Source organism: Terriglobia bacterium, assembly GCA_020072845.1.
In the GTDB taxonomy this organism is placed as follows: domain Bacteria; phylum Acidobacteriota; class Terriglobia; order Terriglobales; family Acidobacteriaceae; genus JAIQGF01.
In genome coordinates this window covers 210,334-225,505 of sequence record JAIQGF010000001.1, presented here as the reverse complement: position 1 = coordinate 225,505, position 15,172 = coordinate 210,334, and the positions used below count along the sequence as shown (strand labels likewise).

General features: G+C 63.3%; 16 protein-coding genes and 1 pseudogene. 6 read left to right on the top strand and 11 right to left on the bottom strand.

Features of this window, described 5'->3' with window-relative positions:
• Nucleotides 1–25 precede the first annotated feature (25 nt).
• Nucleotides 26–400, bottom strand: coding sequence for a hypothetical protein (locus LAN70_01070; protein MBZ5509739.1), 375 nt, complete (start codon nucleotides 398–400; stop codon nucleotides 26–28).
• A gap of 212 nt (nucleotides 401–612) precedes the next feature.
• On the opposite strand from LAN70_01070, the gene kdsB reads away from it, so the two are divergent.
• Together kdsB and LAN70_01060 are read left to right on the top strand one after the other, a co-directional pair.
• A complete protein-coding gene (kdsB, locus tag LAN70_01065) occupies nucleotides 613–1,341 on the top strand; it encodes a 3-deoxy-manno-octulosonate cytidylyltransferase (protein MBZ5509738.1) in 729 nt (242 codons plus the stop codon).
• Nucleotides 1,342–1,510: 169 nt separating this feature from the next.
• Nucleotides 1,511–1,714, top strand: coding sequence for a hypothetical protein (locus LAN70_01060; GenBank protein ID MBZ5509737.1), 204 nt, complete (start codon nucleotides 1,511–1,513; stop codon nucleotides 1,712–1,714).
• Here LAN70_01060 and LAN70_01055 read toward each other — a convergent pair whose 3' ends face one another.
• The 6 genes and pseudogenes from LAN70_01055 to coaD all read right to left on the bottom strand — a co-directional run bounded on the left by LAN70_01055 (nucleotide 1,715) and on the right by coaD (nucleotide 8,560).
• A complete protein-coding gene (locus LAN70_01055) occupies nucleotides 1,715–2,893 on the bottom strand; it encodes a M48 family metallopeptidase (protein ID MBZ5509736.1) in 1,179 nt (392 codons plus the stop codon).
• Nucleotides 2,894–3,047: 154 nt separating this feature from the next.
• Entirely contained in the window at nucleotides 3,048–4,487 is a 1,440-nt protein-coding gene (locus LAN70_01050) for a phosphoglucomutase/phosphomannomutase family protein (GenBank protein MBZ5509735.1), read from the bottom strand.
• A 154-nt stretch (nucleotides 4,488–4,641) separates the two neighbouring features.
• Nucleotides 4,642–5,736 (bottom strand): annotated as a pseudogene (locus LAN70_01045) (NTP transferase domain-containing protein).
• An 8-nt stretch (nucleotides 5,737–5,744) separates the two neighbouring features.
• Nucleotides 5,745–6,737, bottom strand: coding sequence for a class I mannose-6-phosphate isomerase (locus LAN70_01040; protein ID MBZ5509734.1), 993 nt, complete (start codon nucleotides 6,735–6,737; stop codon nucleotides 5,745–5,747).
• Nucleotides 6,738–6,788: 51 nt separating this feature from the next.
• A complete protein-coding gene (locus LAN70_01035; GenBank protein ID MBZ5509733.1) occupies nucleotides 6,789–7,988 on the bottom strand; it encodes a pyridoxal phosphate-dependent aminotransferase in 1,200 nt (399 codons plus the stop codon).
• A complete protein-coding gene (gene coaD / locus LAN70_01030; protein MBZ5509732.1) occupies nucleotides 7,988–8,560 on the bottom strand; it encodes a pantetheine-phosphate adenylyltransferase in 573 nt (190 codons plus the stop codon). The genes LAN70_01035 and coaD overlap by 1 nt, the downstream gene beginning before the upstream one ends.
• Before the next feature lie 279 nt (nucleotides 8,561–8,839).
• Here coaD and LAN70_01025 point away from each other — a divergent pair, with 279 nt between their 5' ends.
• The gene (locus LAN70_01025) at nucleotides 8,840–10,294 is read left to right on the top strand and encodes an amidase (GenBank protein ID MBZ5509731.1); all 1,455 of its coding nucleotides are present in this window, start codon (nucleotides 8,840–8,842) and stop codon (nucleotides 10,292–10,294) included.
• Nucleotides 10,295–10,332: 38 nt separating this feature from the next.
• Here the strand turns inward: LAN70_01025 and LAN70_01020 are convergent, their stop codons facing one another.
• From LAN70_01020 to recA, 3 genes are read right to left on the bottom strand one after another with little or no spacing between them, the layout of a single operon-like run.
• Nucleotides 10,333–10,590, bottom strand: a complete 258-nt coding sequence (locus LAN70_01020; protein MBZ5509730.1) for a DUF2442 domain-containing protein — start codon at nucleotides 10,588–10,590, stop codon at nucleotides 10,333–10,335.
• The gene (locus LAN70_01015; protein ID MBZ5509729.1) at nucleotides 10,571–10,807 is read right to left on the bottom strand and encodes a DUF4160 domain-containing protein; all 237 of its coding nucleotides are present in this window, start codon (nucleotides 10,805–10,807) and stop codon (nucleotides 10,571–10,573) included. The genes LAN70_01020 and LAN70_01015 overlap by 20 nt, the downstream gene beginning before the upstream one ends.
• A gap of 13 nt (nucleotides 10,808–10,820) precedes the next feature.
• Entirely contained in the window at nucleotides 10,821–11,915 is a 1,095-nt protein-coding gene (gene recA, locus LAN70_01010) for a recombinase RecA (protein MBZ5509728.1), read from the bottom strand.
• A 269-nt stretch (nucleotides 11,916–12,184) separates the two neighbouring features.
• Between recA and LAN70_01005 the strand changes: the two genes are divergently transcribed.
• The 3 genes from LAN70_01005 (at nucleotide 12,185) to LAN70_00995 (ending at nucleotide 13,459) form a co-directional block, all read left to right on the top strand.
• A complete protein-coding gene (locus LAN70_01005; GenBank protein ID MBZ5509727.1) occupies nucleotides 12,185–12,769 on the top strand; it encodes a YdcF family protein in 585 nt (194 codons plus the stop codon).
• 75 nt (nucleotides 12,770–12,844) lie between these two features.
• Nucleotides 12,845–13,204: a hypothetical protein gene (locus tag LAN70_01000; protein ID MBZ5509726.1), complete on the top strand. Its 360-nt coding sequence runs from the start codon at nucleotides 12,845–12,847 to the stop codon at nucleotides 13,202–13,204.
• 102 nt (nucleotides 13,205–13,306) lie between these two features.
• Nucleotides 13,307–13,459, top strand: a complete 153-nt coding sequence (locus LAN70_00995) for a hypothetical protein (protein ID MBZ5509725.1) — start codon at nucleotides 13,307–13,309, stop codon at nucleotides 13,457–13,459.
• A gap of 53 nt (nucleotides 13,460–13,512) precedes the next feature.
• Here LAN70_00995 and LAN70_00990 read toward each other — a convergent pair whose 3' ends face one another.
• Nucleotides 13,513–15,093 (bottom strand): FAD-dependent thymidylate synthase, encoded by a 1,581-nt coding sequence (locus LAN70_00990; protein ID MBZ5509724.1) that lies wholly within the window; start codon nucleotides 15,091–15,093, stop codon nucleotides 13,513–13,515.
• Nucleotides 15,094–15,172: the final 79 nt, after the last annotated feature.

The following is a 15,172-nucleotide window of genomic DNA, read 5'->3' as shown; positions in this document are numbered from 1 at the left end:
CAACCGAAAAGCGAAAGCCGAGAACCTAATTACCAGCCTGGAAAATGTGTTCCGCGCGGTCGCCCTTGAACACCATGCGCGCAATCACATGTTCCTTGGCCGCATTCAGCCTGTACTCGACCTGGGACTGCGCTGCCGGCGCGCTCAGCGGCCTCAGCGTGCATTTCAAACGGGCTTCAACCGGTTTGCGGCCAACCCTGGTGAACACCATGATGTGTTCATCACCCTGCATCTGGTGCGTTACCACGTAGTTGCCCGCGGGCAGCAAGGTATCGCCCACGCGGACTGTGTCATAGAACGTGACCGGCCGCGTGTCCGCGATTCCAAACTGATTGGCCGCCATTGCGGCTGTGCCGAGGATAAGGACTGCGACTGCAATCAAGAATGCCGTCTTGCGCATGAATCGTGCCTGCCTTCTGGTCCCAACGAGAGCCTAACCGTCGGACCACTAATAGCCTAGTGCTGCGCTGCGGCGCTGGCTGTGACCTGGGTCAACTGCAGTTGTGAGCAGCATTACATCATTGTGCTTCCGCTCTCCAAGCTTTTCGCCGCGATAGCCCTTCCCCACGATTCACCTTGCAAGTTGAAAGGTGAAACTCGAAACTGTATCGCATGCGGGTGCTGGCGGTGATTCCGGCGAGGCTGGCCTCCACGCGGTTGCCGCGCAAACCCCTGCGCGAGATCGCGGGACGGCCCATGCTGGCGCACGTCTATGAGGCGGTGCGGTCCTCGCCGCTGCTGCGCGCCGAAGATGTGGTGGTGGCCACCGACGCGGAGGAGATCGCGCATCTGTGCCGCACTTGCGGATGGGAATTCATGCTGACCTCGGCCGGGCACCGCAGCGGCACCGAGCGGGTGAATGAAGTCGCGGGCAGGATCGCGGCGGACGTGTACCTGAACATCCAGGGTGACGAGCCGATGACGCGCCCGGAACACATCGCCGCGCTGCTGGCGCTGATGCGCGACGCGGCCGTGCAGGTGGGCACGTTGAAGACCCCCGCCAGCGCCGCCGACGTGAACAACCCGAACGCGGTCAAGGTGGTGACCGACGCGGCGGGGCGGGCGCTGTATTTCTCGCGCGCCACCATCCCCTTCGACCGCGACGCCACCGGGGCAACCCGCTACTTCAAGCACCTTGGCTTCTATGCCTACCGGCCGGAGGCTCTGGCGCGCTTCTGCCGCTTGCCGGAATCGCCGCTGGAACAGAGCGAGCGCCTGGAACAACTCCGGTTCCTGGAAAACGGCATCGCCATCCACGTCGCCGAAACGACGCACGACACCATCGGAGTTGACACCGAGGAAGACCTGCGCCGCGTGGAAAAGCCTCTGCGCGAGCGGTAGGTCCCGCGGCCGGTTCCCGCCATTCCCCGGGGCCACGACAAATCGGCGCCGGAACCCCGGGCCAAGCGCGGCTTTCGCATGACCCAATAGTCACCAAGATGGGTTACCCCGGTCATTCGCGCTTCCGCCATTCCGGCGCTACGATGCGCGGTTTACCGGGGTCACCAACATGTTTCGTCGCCTGTGTCCACGATGCCTGTCGTGGTACGTCTACAAATCGCGATTCTTGCACCTGGAGTACCTGTTGCTGCTGCTGATGTTGCGGCCAGTGCGGTGCCGCGACTGCAACCGGCGCTATTACCGGCTGATTTTCCTGGAAGCGCTCCACCACCACAACCCGGAACAGCGCGTCCCCAGCGACTTCTCGGATTAATTATCTTGCGCGTGTGGCGCCGCGCCGGCGGCGAAACATCTCGGCAGCGCGAATGCGCCGCCAGATCGCGGGATGCGAATGGAACAGCCACTCCACCGCCGGCGACGGCCGGCGCTCCGCCAGGTTCTGCTGTGCCAGTTTTTCCATGGATGAAATGAACGGGGCGACGTCGGGGACCGACTGGAAGCAATAGCGGTCGGCCTGGCGCTCGTTGTAACGCGAATACGCGTTGAGCGCCGGCATCAGCAGCAGCGACATGACGGCGGAAACCAGCGCCAGCAGCGGAAGATTGGCGAAGTCGGTGAGAGTTTCGAACAGGTGCCGTTGTTCGACGGCGTAGCGCAGGATGGCGGCCGTCGCCCAGAAGCCGAAAAACGTGATCACCACCTGCACCAGGATGCCTTTCGCGATGTGGCGGTGCACGTGGTGGCCGAGTTCGTGGGCCAGGATCGTTTCAATTTCCTCGGGCGAATAGTTCTCCAGCAGCGTGTCGGCGAGAATGATGCGGCGGGTGCGGCCCAGGCCGGTGAGCGCGGCGTTGGCCTTTTTGCTCTTCTCGGAAAGCTTCCACTCGTAGACGCCTCGGACGCGCGTGCCGGCGCGCGCGCTGAGCCGCACCAGGCGCTCGCGCAAGTCCTCGTTCTCCAGCGGCTGAAATTTGTAGAACAGCGGGAAGAGCACGACGGGGGCGATCTGCGCGAAGAATATGGCCAGCGCCGTGAACACCGCCCACGCGATCAGCCACCAGCGCTGCGGCGCCTGGCGGATGGTCCAGTAAACCAGCTCGGCCACGATGCCGCCCAGCACCAGGCCGACCAGCCAGCCCTTGACCTCGTCCCACGCCCAGGAGCGCAGCTTCTGGTTGGAGAGGTTGTAGCGGTGCTCGAGGCGGAAACTGTAGAAGTCGAGCGGGAGGCCAAGCAGCTTGCCGATCAGCAACAGCATGGCGACGTAGAGGAACACGGCGAGCGTGTAGTGCTGCCGCGCCGCGAGCCACGCCCAGTCGCGCAGCACTTCGCTCCAGCGCGCGCCGCGTGAGGTAGTGACCAACAGCAACACCAGCAGGAAGGCCAGTCCGAGCAGGAAATCGACGACGCTGAGCCGGCGGCGAAGGCGGTTGTAGGCGCGCGCCTCGGGCGTGTCAGGTTGCTGCTCGGACGTAGTGGCAGCGAAGGTCACGGTTGATTCGCAATGTACAGCGGAGGAACGCCCCACGCGCTCATCGCTTTCATGGCCCTACCTTATCCGCCCGAAGCCTGAAGCCTAAAGCCTGAAGCCCGATGCCTGAAGCCTGAAGCCTGAAGCCTAAAGCCTAAAGCCTGAAGCCCGAAGCCTAAAGCCTGGAGCCCGCGGTGGCCTTTTCCTCGACGAAGCCGACGGCCGCATCCAGAATTTCGGTGACCAGCTCGGGCGAGGCTGCCTCGCAGTAGATGCGCATCAGCGGCTCGGTGCCGGAGGCGCGCATGAGCACCCAGGCCTCGGCGCCCTTGCCGTTGGTCGGCGCATCGAGAAAAAACTTTACGCCGTCCAGATTCTCTTTCCGCAAGACTTTGTACGGCCCGAGCCGGCGCACTTTGCGAGAATCGGCGCGGCGGATGGCCGCCTGCTTAATCTCCTCGCCAATGTGCAGGTCGCGGCGCCCGTAGTAATGCGCCCCGAATTCCTTTTGCAGGTGGGCGACGATCTCGCCCAGCGTCATGTGCGATTCCGCCATGGCGTTGGCCAGCAGCAGCGCGTTGAGCACCCCATCGCGCTCCGGCAGGTGGCGCGGAATGCCGATGCCGCCCGATTCCTCGCCGCCGATCAGCACTTCCTTGCCGCTCAGCACGACGTCGCAAACGTACTTGAAGCCGATGCCGTGCTCGATCAGTTCGCGCCCGTACTTTTTCGCGATGCGGTCGAGCATGCGCGTGGTGTTGAAGGCGCGCGTCACCGCGCCCGGCCAATTCTTGTATTCCAAGAGCCACCACAGCAGGATGGCGTAACACTTGTGCGCGTCCACGAAGCTGCCGTCCTCGGTAACGGCGCCGATGCGGTCGGCGTCGCCGTCGTTGGCGAATCCGGCGTGGCAGCGCTCCTTCACCACCGTGTCCTGCAGCATGCGCACGTGCGGCTCGATCGGCTCCGGGTTTATTCCCGGGAACAGCGGGTTGACGTCGCTGCGGATCTCCACCACGTCCACGCCGCGCTGCCGCAGAATGTTGCCGAGCACGAACCGCCCCGCGCCGTACATGTAATCAATCGCAAATTTGAAGCCGGCGCTGCCAATCAGTTCCAGGTCGGCAAACTTGGTGATCGCCGCGACGTAGGGCGCCTTGAAATCCGCCTCTTCGATATTGGCGGGAGTCCCCTGCGGCATGGCGCCCGCGGCGATTTCGGCCTCAATCTGCCGGATGATCGCCGGGCGCGCCGAGCCGCCGAATTTCTCCTTGAATTTCATTCCGTTCCAGCTCCAGGGATTGTGGCTGGAGGTGATTACCACGCCGCCGGCGGTGTCGAGGTGCTTGGCCATGTAGGAAATCGCCGGGGTCGGAATGTAATCGTTGGAGAAGCGCACGGGAATGCCCGCGCCCGCCAGCACTTCCGCGGCAGCGCGGGCGAAGCTGCGCGATCCGAAACGCGTGTCGTAGCCGACGACCACGCCTTTGCGCGGGTCTTCGTTCTTCAGGATGTAAGCAGCGATCGCGCCCGCCGCGCGGCGCACGTTTTCGAAGGTGTAGTCATCCGCGATAACGCCGCGCCAGCCATCGGTGCCGAACTTGATTTCTGACATAGGGAGTTTTCGGTTTTCGGTCGTCGGTCTTCGGTTTTCGGTGTGAGTTGCGCGCACACCCTGTAGATAGGCGCGCCACGAGACGCTCAGGTGGTCAGAGCGGATTTCGTCCAACCCGTGACCGAAAACCGTGAACCGACAACCGACGACTGTATCAAACCAGCTTGGACAGCTTCTTCTCGTCGAGGTACTGCACCACCTTGCCGACGTCCTGCGCATGCTCGCGCGAGGTCACCAGCAGCGCGTCGTCGGTCTCGACGATCACCAGGTTCTTGACGCCCACGGCGGCGACGAATTTGCCGGGCGCATGGATGTAGTTGCCGTCCGCGTTGAGGGCGAAGCTCTTCTCCGCCTGAATGACGTTGACGTTCTCGCCTGGGCGGCCACCGCGCGCCCGGTGCTCGTAGAGCGCCGCCCACGAGCCCAGGTCGTTCCAGGCGAAGTCGGCCGGAATGCAGTACAGGTTGGACGCGTGCTCACCCTTGGCGGAGCGCGGCTCCAGCACCGCGTAATCCACGCTGATGTTCTCGCACTTGGGGTAGAGCTGGCGGAAGGTGCTCTCGAATTTCTTCGTCCCGTACGCGGCGGCGATTTTCTCCAGGTAGGGTGCGGTCTCCGACAAGTGCTCGCGCAGCGCGTTGGCCAGGGTTTGCGCGCTCCACACGAACATGCCGCTGTTCCAGAAATAATTTCCCGCGGCGACGAACTCCTCGGCGCGGACCAGGTTCGGTTTCTCGGTGAAGCGCCGCACGCGCCGGATGCCGCCGGGCAATTTTTCGCCGGCCTCGATATAACCGTAACCGGTTTCCGGACGCGTCGGACGTATACCCAGCACGACGATGCAGCCATCTTCGGTCGCCATGCGAACCGCCGCTTGGATGTTCTTGCGAAAGTTTGCCGGGTTGGCGATGACGTGGTCGGAAGGGAACATGCCGATCACGGCGTCCGGGTCGCGCCGCAGCAAGATGAACGCCGCCAGGCCGATCGCGGGAGCGGTGTTGCGTCCCACGGGCTCGGCAATGATCTGCCGCCGGTCCAGTTGCGCCACCTGCCTGGCGATCCCGTCACGCAGGTCCTGGTTGCTGATGACCCAGAAACACGGTTCCGGCGCGAGCGGGCGCAGGCGCTCGACGGTTTGCTGGATCATGGTGCGGTCGCCGTCCAGCGCCAGCATCTGCTTGGCGCGGCGCTTGCGGCTGAGCGGCCAGAAGCGCGTGCCGCGCCCGCCGGCGAGAATCACGGGATAGAAACTTGCTTTCAAATCGTTGTCTCAGGCTCGGGCACGTTGCCGCCCTGAACCCTTGCGTGCAACACTTCGATGTTCCACTGGCCGCGAAGCGTGTACCGGCGCACGCTCGCCGGCACGACGACCGCCTCGCCGCGAGCCAGCGTTACCGGTTGTGCGCCGTCACATTCCACGACGCCGCATCCGTCCAGTGCGACTAGGACCTCAGCGGAAGTCGGCCTGGGTGCATCGTCAGCCTGCTTCGTCAGTTGTTTGCCGTCGCGCAGCGCGGCTTTGCTCACCATAAACCGCGGCGAATTCACCAGCGCCGTCCAATAGCCGTTGGCAGTGCTCTGCGCGCGCACTTTGCCGGCCCTTGTCATTTCCTTCAGCGCCGCCAGTCCTTGTTGCACGTGCAGCTCGCGCGGGCGCCCGTAATCATACAGCCGATAGGTGGTGTCGGAATTCTGCTGGGTCTCCAGCAGAATCACGCCCGGCCCGATCGCGTGCACCGTTCCCGCGTCCACGTAAATCATCTCGCCGGCGCGGACATCGATCCAATTTAGCAACTGCTCGGCGCGGACTTCCTCGATGGCGCGCGCGAATTCTTCGCGCGTGGTGCCCACCTTCAGGCCCAAGCCGATCTTTGCTCCCGGCTCGGCTTGCACCACGTACCAGCACTCGGTCTTGCCGCAGGGCAATCCGGCGCGCCGAGCGGTCTCGTCGTCGGGATGGACTTGCACCGACAGCTTATCGTGAGGAAAAAGAAACTTCACCAGCAGGGGGAAGCGTTCGGCCTCGGGCGCGGTTTCGCCCACCAGGTCGCGGCCATAGCGGCGGCACAGTTCGCCGAGCGACATGCCGGCCAACGCGCCGTTTGCTACCCGGCACTCATCGCCGGTGAGCCAGACTTCTCCGATCGGCGCCTCGCCCGGCGCCGGCCCATACAGCGGCGACAAATCGCGCGCACCCCAGATACGCTCGCGAAATTCCGGCTTCAACAGCAAAGGATACAGGTCAGACATGGGGAATACGGCGCCCGCGTTATGCACCGATCACCGACAACCGAAAACCGATCACCGCAGTTCAGCAAAGAACTTCCGCATGCGCTCCAGCCCGCGGTCAATCTGGCGCGGCGAGGTGGGATAGGAAATGCGGATGTGCTGCGTGGTGCCGAACGCCTCTCCCGGCACGGTGACCACCTCCGCCTCGCGCAGCAGCCGGGCGGCGACGTCGCTGGCCGAATTGATCCCCTTGCGTCCGAAAAACGCCGCGACGTTGGGATAGGCATAGAACGCCCCATTCGGCATATTGCATTGAATGCCGGGAATGGCGCGCAGCCCGCCCACCATACGGTCGCGCAGCCGTATGTATTCCTCCACCATCTCCTTGATGCAATCCTGCGGACCATTCAGCGCGCCCACCGCCGCCTTCTGCACGATCGAAGTCGCATTCGAGGTGGACTGGCTCTGCAGCTTTTGCATCGCCGACACCACCTCCTTCGGGGCCAGCGCGAAGCCCAGCCGCCAGCCGGTCATGGCGTAGGTCTTGGAGAGCGAACCGATAATCACCATACGTTCCTTCGCCTCGCTCAGCGCACCCGCGGAAAATCGCCGCCCGCTGTAATCGAGGTAGACGTAGCACTCGTCGGCGATCACCCAGATGCCGCGGTCGGCGGCCACGCGCACGATCGAAGTGAAGTCTTCCTGCGCCAGCACCGCGCCGGTCGGGTTCGACGGCGAATTGATGATGATGGCCTTCGTCTTCGGGGTGATGGCGCTTGCAATCATCGCCGGCGAGACGGCAAATCCCTTGCTCTCGTCGGTTTCGACGAATACCGGCTCGCCGCCGCCGTAGCGGATGATGTCCTTGAACGACACCCACGCCGGCACCGGCAGGATGACTTCATCGCCATGGTCCACCAGCACCTGGATGGCATTGAACAGCGCGTGCTTGCCGCCGGTGGAGGCGATGCACTCCTCGCGCTTGTAGGCGGAGCCGAAGTCCTGCGCGTGGCGGTGGATAATGGCGTCGCGCAGTTCCGCCGTGCCGCCCACCGGCGTGTACCGGGTGAAATTCGCCTGGATGGCCGCGATGGCCGCGTCCTTCACGTGCTGCGGTGTATTGAAATGGGGCTCACCCGCGCCGAAATCCACCAGGTCGGCGCCCGCCAGGCGCATGCGGTCGGCTTCGTTGACCACCGCCAGCGTGGCCGAAATCTCGATGCGGTTGATGCGCTCGGTCAGCGGCGTTCTCACTTGCGTTCCCACCGTCATTACTTCCTTCTTCCTCGCGGTTGGCGATGCCGGCTTTCTGACGTGATTTCCTGACGACTGACGACTGGCGCCTGGCGCCTGTTCTTCCCATTCAATTTTTCCGTCAGCTTCTTTTCCACCAGGTCGGGAATGAGCCCGTGCACCGAGCCGCCGAGTTGCACGATCTCCTTCACCAGCCGCGAACTGACGTAGGAATAAGTATCGGCCGGCATCATGAACACCGTCTCCAGTTTCGGATCGAGCTTGCGGTTCATCAGCGCCATCTGCAGTTCGTACTCGTAATCGCTGATGGCGCGGATGCCGCGCAGCAGCGCCCGCGCGCCGACGCGCATGGCGTAGTCCACCAGCAGCCCGCCGAAGGTGTCCACGCGCACGTTTTCGAAGGGCTTGGTGAGCGCCTCGAGCATGACGCGCCGCTCCGCCAGCGAGAACAGCGCCGGCTCTTTTTCCGGATTGCACAGAATGGCGACGATCAACTCATCGAAAATGTGGCTGCCGCGCTGGATCAGGTCGAGATGGCCGTTGGTCGGAGGATCAAACGTGCCCGGGTAGATGGCAATGACGTGCTTCAATTGGCCTCGATGTAGATTGGTCGGCCCACGTATTGGGACGCAAACGGTGGGCTTGCATGTCGACCGCAAATTCTAAGCCTGCGCACCTGCCGGGAGCAATCAAAAGCTCCGTCGCTGGCAGCGGCGAGTCCCTTTGCGGTACCATCCGCGAACCTGGCGGCCGGGACATTCCGCCGGGGAGTGGCTAGTGGCTAGTGGCCAGAACCACGAGCCCTGACTTCCGACCCCTGATTCCTGGAGTGAACCTCGGTGACTGTCGTTGATGCCGCTCACCCGCAACTGCACTTCGCCTCCGCAACCGACGCCGCGCAAGCCATCCGTACCCGCCGCATTTCTTCGGTCGAGCTGACCGGACACATGCTGGAGCGCATCCGCTCGTTCAACCCCAAGCTCAATGCGCTGGTGACCCAGACGGCCGAGTCGGCGATGGAACGCGCCCGCCACGCCGATGAAGCGCTGGCGCGCGGCGCATGGTGGGGGCCGCTCCATGGCGTGCCCTGTACGGTGAAGGATGTCTTTGAGACCGCCGGCGTGCGCACCACCGCCGGCGCGCCATTCCTGGCTGAGTACGTGCCGCAGCAGGACGCGCCGGTAGTCGCGCGCCTCAAGGCCGCCGGTGCGGTCATCGTCGGCAAGACGAATGTTCCTGTGATGGCCGCGGACTGGCAAAGCTACAACCCCGTTTTCGGCACGACCAACAATCCCTGGGACATCACTCGCACGCCGGGCGGCTCCAGCGGAGGTGAAGCTGCCGCCATCGCCGCCGGCCTGAGCTTTCTCGGAGTCGGCAGCGACATCGGCGGGTCCATCCGCATTCCGGCGCACTTCTGCGGCATCTACGGGCACAAGCCCACTCTTGACGTTATCGCGCAGGGCGGACACATCCCGCCGCCGCCCGGACTGCCGCAACGCCCGCTTGCCATGGGGGTCGGCAATCTGCCGGTCTGCGGCCCGCTCGCTCGCAGCGCCTCCGATTTAAAGATCGCCATGGAGGTGCTCGGCGGCCCCGACTCGTACGATGCTGTCGCCTATCGCTGGACCATGCCGCAGCCGCGCCACTCGCGCCTGGCCGACTATCGCATCGGTTATGTGCTCGACGATCCGCTCTGCCCGGTGTCGGCGCCGGTGAAAAAAGTGTTGAGCGACGCTGCCGCGGCCTTGCGCAAGGCGGGCGCGAGGCTGCAGGAGGGCTGGCCCGCCGGCCTCGATCCCGCGGTCCAGGTCGAGACCTATCGCTACATGGTGTTCACGGTGATGGCGAGCTTCATGCGGCCGGAAGATGTCGCGCACATTCGCGCCGCTGCCGCCGCCGGAGATCCCGGGTCCCAAGCGATGGAGATGGCCATCACCGCGCCCCATTCCGTCTTCTTTGAGGCCAACACGCGCCGTTGCGCCTCGCTGGCGCTGTGGCAGGATTATTTCCGCACCCACGACGCCTTCCTGCTGCCCACCGCTTTCACAACGGCCATCGCGCACGATCACAGCGAGCCCATGGACGCGCGCCGCATCGCCACCCCTGAAGGCGCGCGCAACTACATGGACCTGCTGTTCTGGATGACTCCTGCGACATTGAACGGATTGCCGGCCACGGTGGCGCCCGCGGGCCTCACGCCGGACGGGTTGCCCGTCGGACTGCAGATTCTCGGGCCTTACCTGGAAGACGCTACGCCCATTGACCTCGCCGGCCGCCTGGCGGACCTGATCGGCGGCTTCCGTGCGCCGCAGGGATACTGAGTGATTGTGTGGCACGCGCGCCCTCGCGTGTGCAGTGCTTACTTTCGCCTATGCTGCGGAGGAGCGAGCAGGTTCTCTACCGAAATGTCTTCATCAATGAGGGGCCAGTGGATCCCGATGCCGCCGCCAATCAGCTCCCAATGTTTCCGCTGCGAGGGCGAGGCGTTTTTCAAGCGAGGGAACCAGCTCAGGGGCACGGACAATTCGCGGCCATCTGCCATGGTCACGCGAAGCTTACCGTGACTGACTTCCACGTGGGAAGCGAGGGGTTCGAGTTTAGCCGCTGAAATGCTCATACCATGCCACCAGCAAATGTTTCTGGTGCTCCACCACTAATTGATGCAGGTAAGTCAGCTCACTTCGCCTGAAACTAATATTCCGGGCTAGTGCAACCGGATCAAGCCAAAACTTAGCATACCTTTCCGCCTGCTTCACGTGAATGTGAGGCGGTTCGCTCGTTTCATTGCTAAAGAAGAAAAATCTATACCCTTCGACTCGCAGTACCGTTGGCATCGCAGCGCCGCCGCTATTTCTTCATCGTGCCCATCGCCCGCGCCGCGATTACCGGAGGCACCGGCGCGGTGCGGCCGTCGGTCGGAACGGCGACGGGCTGCGGCTTCTCGCCCGCTCCGCCGATGTTGAGCACCCTGCGCACCTCGGCCTCGATCTTGGCGGTGATGTCCTTGTTCTCTTTCAAGAACTGTTTGGCGTTCTCGCGTCCCTGGCCGATGCGTTCGCCCTTGTAGCTGAACCACGCGCCCGATTTCTCCACGATATTGTGATTGGCCGCCAGGTCGAGCAGGTCGCCTTCCTTGGAAATGCCCTCGCCGTACATGATGTCGAATTCAGCCTCGCGGAACGGCGCCGCCACCTTGTTCTTCACCACTTTCACTTTGGTGCGCGAGCCCACCACCACGTCGCCTTCCTTGATGGCCGCAATGCGGCGGATGTCAATGCGCATGGAGGAATAGAATTTCAGCGCGCGCCCGCCGGTGGTGGTTTCGGGATTGCCGAACATGACGCCAATTTTTTCGCGGATCTGGTTGATGAAGATCAAGCAGGTGCGCGACTTCGAAACCGTGCCCGTCAGCTTGCGCAGCGCCTGCGACATCAGCCGCGCCTGCAGTCCCATGTGGCTGTCGCCCATCTCGCCGTCCAGTTCCGCCTTGGGGACCAGCGCCGCCACCGAGTCCACCACCAGCACGTCAATAGCGTTGGAGCGCACCAGCGCCTCGGTGATCTCCAGCGCCTGCTCGCCGTAGTCCGGCTGCGAGACCAGCAGGTTGTCCACATCCACGCCGAGCTTCTTGGCGTACTTCGGATCGAGCGCGTGCTCGGCGTCCACGAACGCCGCCATGCCTCCGGCCTTCTGCGCTTCGGCCACCACCTGCAGCGCGATGGTGGTTTTGCCCGATGACTCCGGCCCGAAAACCTCCACCACGCGACCGCGCGGGAAGCCGCCCACGCCCAGGGCCGCGTCGAAGGCAAGCGAGCCCGTGGGAATCACCGCGATGGGAACGATCGCCTCCTTGCTTCCCAATCGCATGATCGAGCCCTTGCCGAACTGCTTTTCAATTTGCGACAGCGCCAACTCGATTGCTCGTGCCTTCTCGTCCGCCATAAATCTGCTCCCTTACCGCCAATCTTTTTTGCGGGTTGATAAGAACCTCGCAGGTTAACGCAGAACCGCCTTCATCGCCCCAAAATCTCGGCTTGCCGGCTCGCCGGATTCCCATTCTAAACTTTGCGGAGTATACAGGCGCTTTGCGCTAAAGGCGAATGAAAAGCGAATATCTAGAGTTTTGAAGTTATCCACAATTGTTCCGCGTAGAACATTGGCCGCCACTGCCGGTCTCGGCAACCCGGGTATATTGTTGATTCCACTGCAAGATGCGATTCCTCGTCAAAGCCGGGCTGGCGTTCATCGTCATCGTGCTGATTCTGCTCGGGTTACGTCATGCCGGCCCGGCGCTGGTGGTGAACCAGCCGCAGCCCTCCGATGTCATTCTGCTGCTGGCGGGCGACGCTGACGATTCCCGCTACTGGAAGGGAATCGAGCTGCTGCGCGCCGGCTACGCACCCCGGATGCTGGTGGACGCGCGCGTGGACGCGGTCAGCTACGGGCACACACCGGCCGAGTTGACGGAAGATTTCATCCGGCGCTCGGCGGGTGGCCTCCCCATTCATGTCTGCCCGACCAGGGGCACATCCACGCTACGGGAATTGCAGTCGGCGGCGGCGTGCCTGCAGCCGGCCGCGCCGCACAGCATCCTGCTGGTCACCTCCGATTACCACACCCGGCGCGCGCTCTCGATTGCGCGCAAGGCGTACCCGGGTTACTCCTGGTCGGTGGCGGCGGCGAACAACGGTTTGCTGTCGGCGCCGCGCTGGTGGACGGACCGCGAGATCGCCAAGAACGTTTTTCTGGAATGGCAGAAGGTGGTGTGGTGGGAACTGGTGGAACGCCACAAGTGATGCGCGTAATCGTGGTGCAGCGCATGCAAGGGTTGGTAGTGTCCCAATTTGATGCGGCGTACACTGTGGTGCGGTATGCCCAACAGAAACCTCAACGCCGATGAGCTAAAGCACGCCAATGAACTGCTGGCCAATATTCGGGAACGGCTGACCAGCTTAGCAGGTGGCGACCCTCTCTTGCTGTTCGCCTATCGTCGAAAAGTGGTTAAGGAACTTGGCTACGATGAGCGAGGTAAGCCCGGTGTCCGTGCCCAACTCAAAGCGCTAAAATGGGGACAGCAGAATGGCAAATGTGCTGAGTGCGGCGACGAACTGCCTCTGAAATATTCCGAGCTTGACCGGAAGAACGCTGCGGATGGGTACACCGTAGAAAACACGGAATTGGTGCACGCAAAGTGCCATCAGGCACGCCAAGCGTCAAAACGCTATACATAACTCAACATTCAAACTGGGGCGCTATTCAATCGTTAGAACGCTTGCGATTCGCCCCAACGTCAGATTATGCACAAGGTTATGGCCACAATCCCAAAACGATCGGTGAAGAAGACAAAAATCGATGAGTTCGCAGCCAAGCTGATCGCCGAGATCAGTCGGCGCTTGGAAGAAATGTCCCCCGAAGCGCGCGCCGAAGTTGACCGGAAGATATTGGAGATCGCAGCTAGAGTCCGTGCAAAGCGCGGTAAGAAGTAACCGCCGTTTCTATCTCTTGGTCCGATTTTCCCCACGAGCGAAGCAGATCCCTCTTACCGCTGCAGCAGGTCCACGGGCTGGTTAATGTCGTGGACGCGGAACAGGGCGCCCAGCGCGGGGTGGCGGCGCGCGACCGCCTCGTACATCTGGTAGGCAATACGCCGGTAGGAGATGTGCCCGCCCGGACCGGTGCGCAGCTCCGCAATATAGACCGCCTCGGCGAAATCCATCTTGAACAGCGTGCGTTTGCGAAAGCCAAGCGGGACCAGGTATTGGGCGCTGGCCTCGGCGTCGTCGCGCCCGGCGCGCTGCAACTCTTCGCGCACATGCTGCACTGCGGTGGCCGCGCGCTGCATCGCTTCCGTGTAGCGCTCTTCGGCGCCTGCCGCCCGTACCTCGTCCGGCGTATCGAAGCCATGCGCGGTGGTGATCCCCTGCCCGATTTGGGTGCAGCGCCGGTGACGGTGCATGTCGCGGAAGCCGCCGATGTCCATGAGGATGTCAAAGCGGAAACTCTGCCCGGCATGGAAGGCGCGCAGCAGCTCGTCGTGGCGACCGCGATGCTTGACGCCGAGGTCAACGATTTCCCGGCGTCGTTGCTCTCCCAGCGCCTCGACGTGCTCTCGGACTTGCCGGTAGGGGTGGTGACAGTGCTCATACAGCAGGGTGGCGGCCACTTCGATTTCCAGCGGATCGTCGTCGAGCAGATGCACCGCGGGAGCATCCTCGATGGCGGCACTGCCCATGATTTCCCCAGCCGCCTGCTGGAGTTCACGCCGGGTTTCGATTTCGTAGGGATTCGCTTCCGCGTACTTCACCAGCGTGGGCGCGACGCGCACCGGCTTGAGGACTTGTGCCTCCAACTCCCGCCCCACGCCTTCGTCCATTCCCTTGATCTCTTCCAGGATCTTGGCCCACGTGAGCGCGTTGACGTTGTACGCGGGTTCCCTGGCGGCCTGCTTGAGCAAGCCGCCGAGGTGGCGGACCTCGGGATGGGTGTGCGACAGCAGGCGCGCGATCTGCGTCTCCAGGGTGCGCGCGTTGACGATCTGCCCCACGGAGGTGTTGGCCGCCAGCGGCAGCAGATAGCGCGAGATATCAAAGGCGCGCGCACGCAGCGTGCGCTCGTACGCCTCCAGCTTCATGTCGGCGGGTTTGGGAGTGCGACCGGCCAGATACCGCCACGTGGTCTCCGACAGCGCCTCGTATTCGGCGAAAAGCGCGGCGATGGTGTCGCGATAGCGCAGCTCGCACATTTCCAGGCCGGTGAAATCAGGGACAAAGTATCCGGCACGCTTGAAGTCCTGGTAGCGCGTGGAGCGCTCCTGGCCGTCCCAGCGCTGCTCGTCCACCAGCGCGATGGCCGCCAGGATGGAGAGCTTTTCGACGGCGATGGCCAGATGCGCCAAATCGGCGATGGAGCGATGGCCGTACTGAAAATAAAAGGTGTTGAGAAACTTTTCGGCGCGTTGTTCGTTGATCTCCCGCAGCGACTCCTTCATGGAGAGCGCGGAGCGGGAATACTTGGCCATGGCATAGGCCTGGACCTCGGGCTCGGCGCCGTAAACGGCGTACACCTCGATGGCCGGGGCCGCGGAGGTCGGCGGCGGAAGAGAGCGGTTCGCGTCGGACATGGCGGCGGCATCATAGCAGGCTTCAGGCGGCAGGCTTCAGGGGGGTGCAACCAAAACGATTCCCACTCGTCTAATCAGC

Bases quoted from the DNA above. Each gene is read 5' to 3' on its own strand.
- LAN70_01070 (MBZ5509739.1), bottom strand. From the start codon at position 400: ATGCGCAAGACGGCATTCTTGATTGCAGTCGCAGTCCTTATCCTCGGC.
- kdsB (MBZ5509738.1), top strand. From the start codon at position 613: ATGCGGGTGCTGGCGGTGATTCCGGCGAGGCTGGCCTCCACGCGGTTG.
- LAN70_01060 (MBZ5509737.1), top strand. From the start codon at position 1,511: ATGTTTCGTCGCCTGTGTCCACGATGCCTGTCGTGGTACGTCTACAAA.
- LAN70_01050 (MBZ5509735.1), bottom strand. From the start codon at position 4,487: ATGTCAGAAATCAAGTTCGGCACCGATGGCTGGCGCGGCGTTATCGCG.
- LAN70_01040 (MBZ5509734.1), bottom strand. From the start codon at position 6,737: ATGTCTGACCTGTATCCTTTGCTGTTGAAGCCGGAATTTCGCGAGCGT.
- LAN70_01035 (MBZ5509733.1), bottom strand. From the start codon at position 7,988: ATGACGGTGGGAACGCAAGTGAGAACGCCGCTGACCGAGCGCATCAAC.
- LAN70_01020 (MBZ5509730.1), bottom strand. From the start codon at position 10,590: ATGAGCATTTCAGCGGCTAAACTCGAACCCCTCGCTTCCCACGTGGAA.
- LAN70_01015 (MBZ5509729.1), bottom strand. From the start codon at position 10,807: ATGCCAACGGTACTGCGAGTCGAAGGGTATAGATTTTTCTTCTTTAGC.
- recA (MBZ5509728.1), bottom strand. From the start codon at position 11,915: ATGGCGGACGAGAAGGCACGAGCAATCGAGTTGGCGCTGTCGCAAATT.
- LAN70_01005 (MBZ5509727.1), top strand. From the start codon at position 12,185: ATGCGATTCCTCGTCAAAGCCGGGCTGGCGTTCATCGTCATCGTGCTG.
- LAN70_01000 (MBZ5509726.1), top strand. From the start codon at position 12,845: ATGCCCAACAGAAACCTCAACGCCGATGAGCTAAAGCACGCCAATGAA.
- LAN70_00990 (MBZ5509724.1), bottom strand. From the start codon at position 15,093: ATGTCCGACGCGAACCGCTCTCTTCCGCCGCCGACCTCCGCGGCCCCG.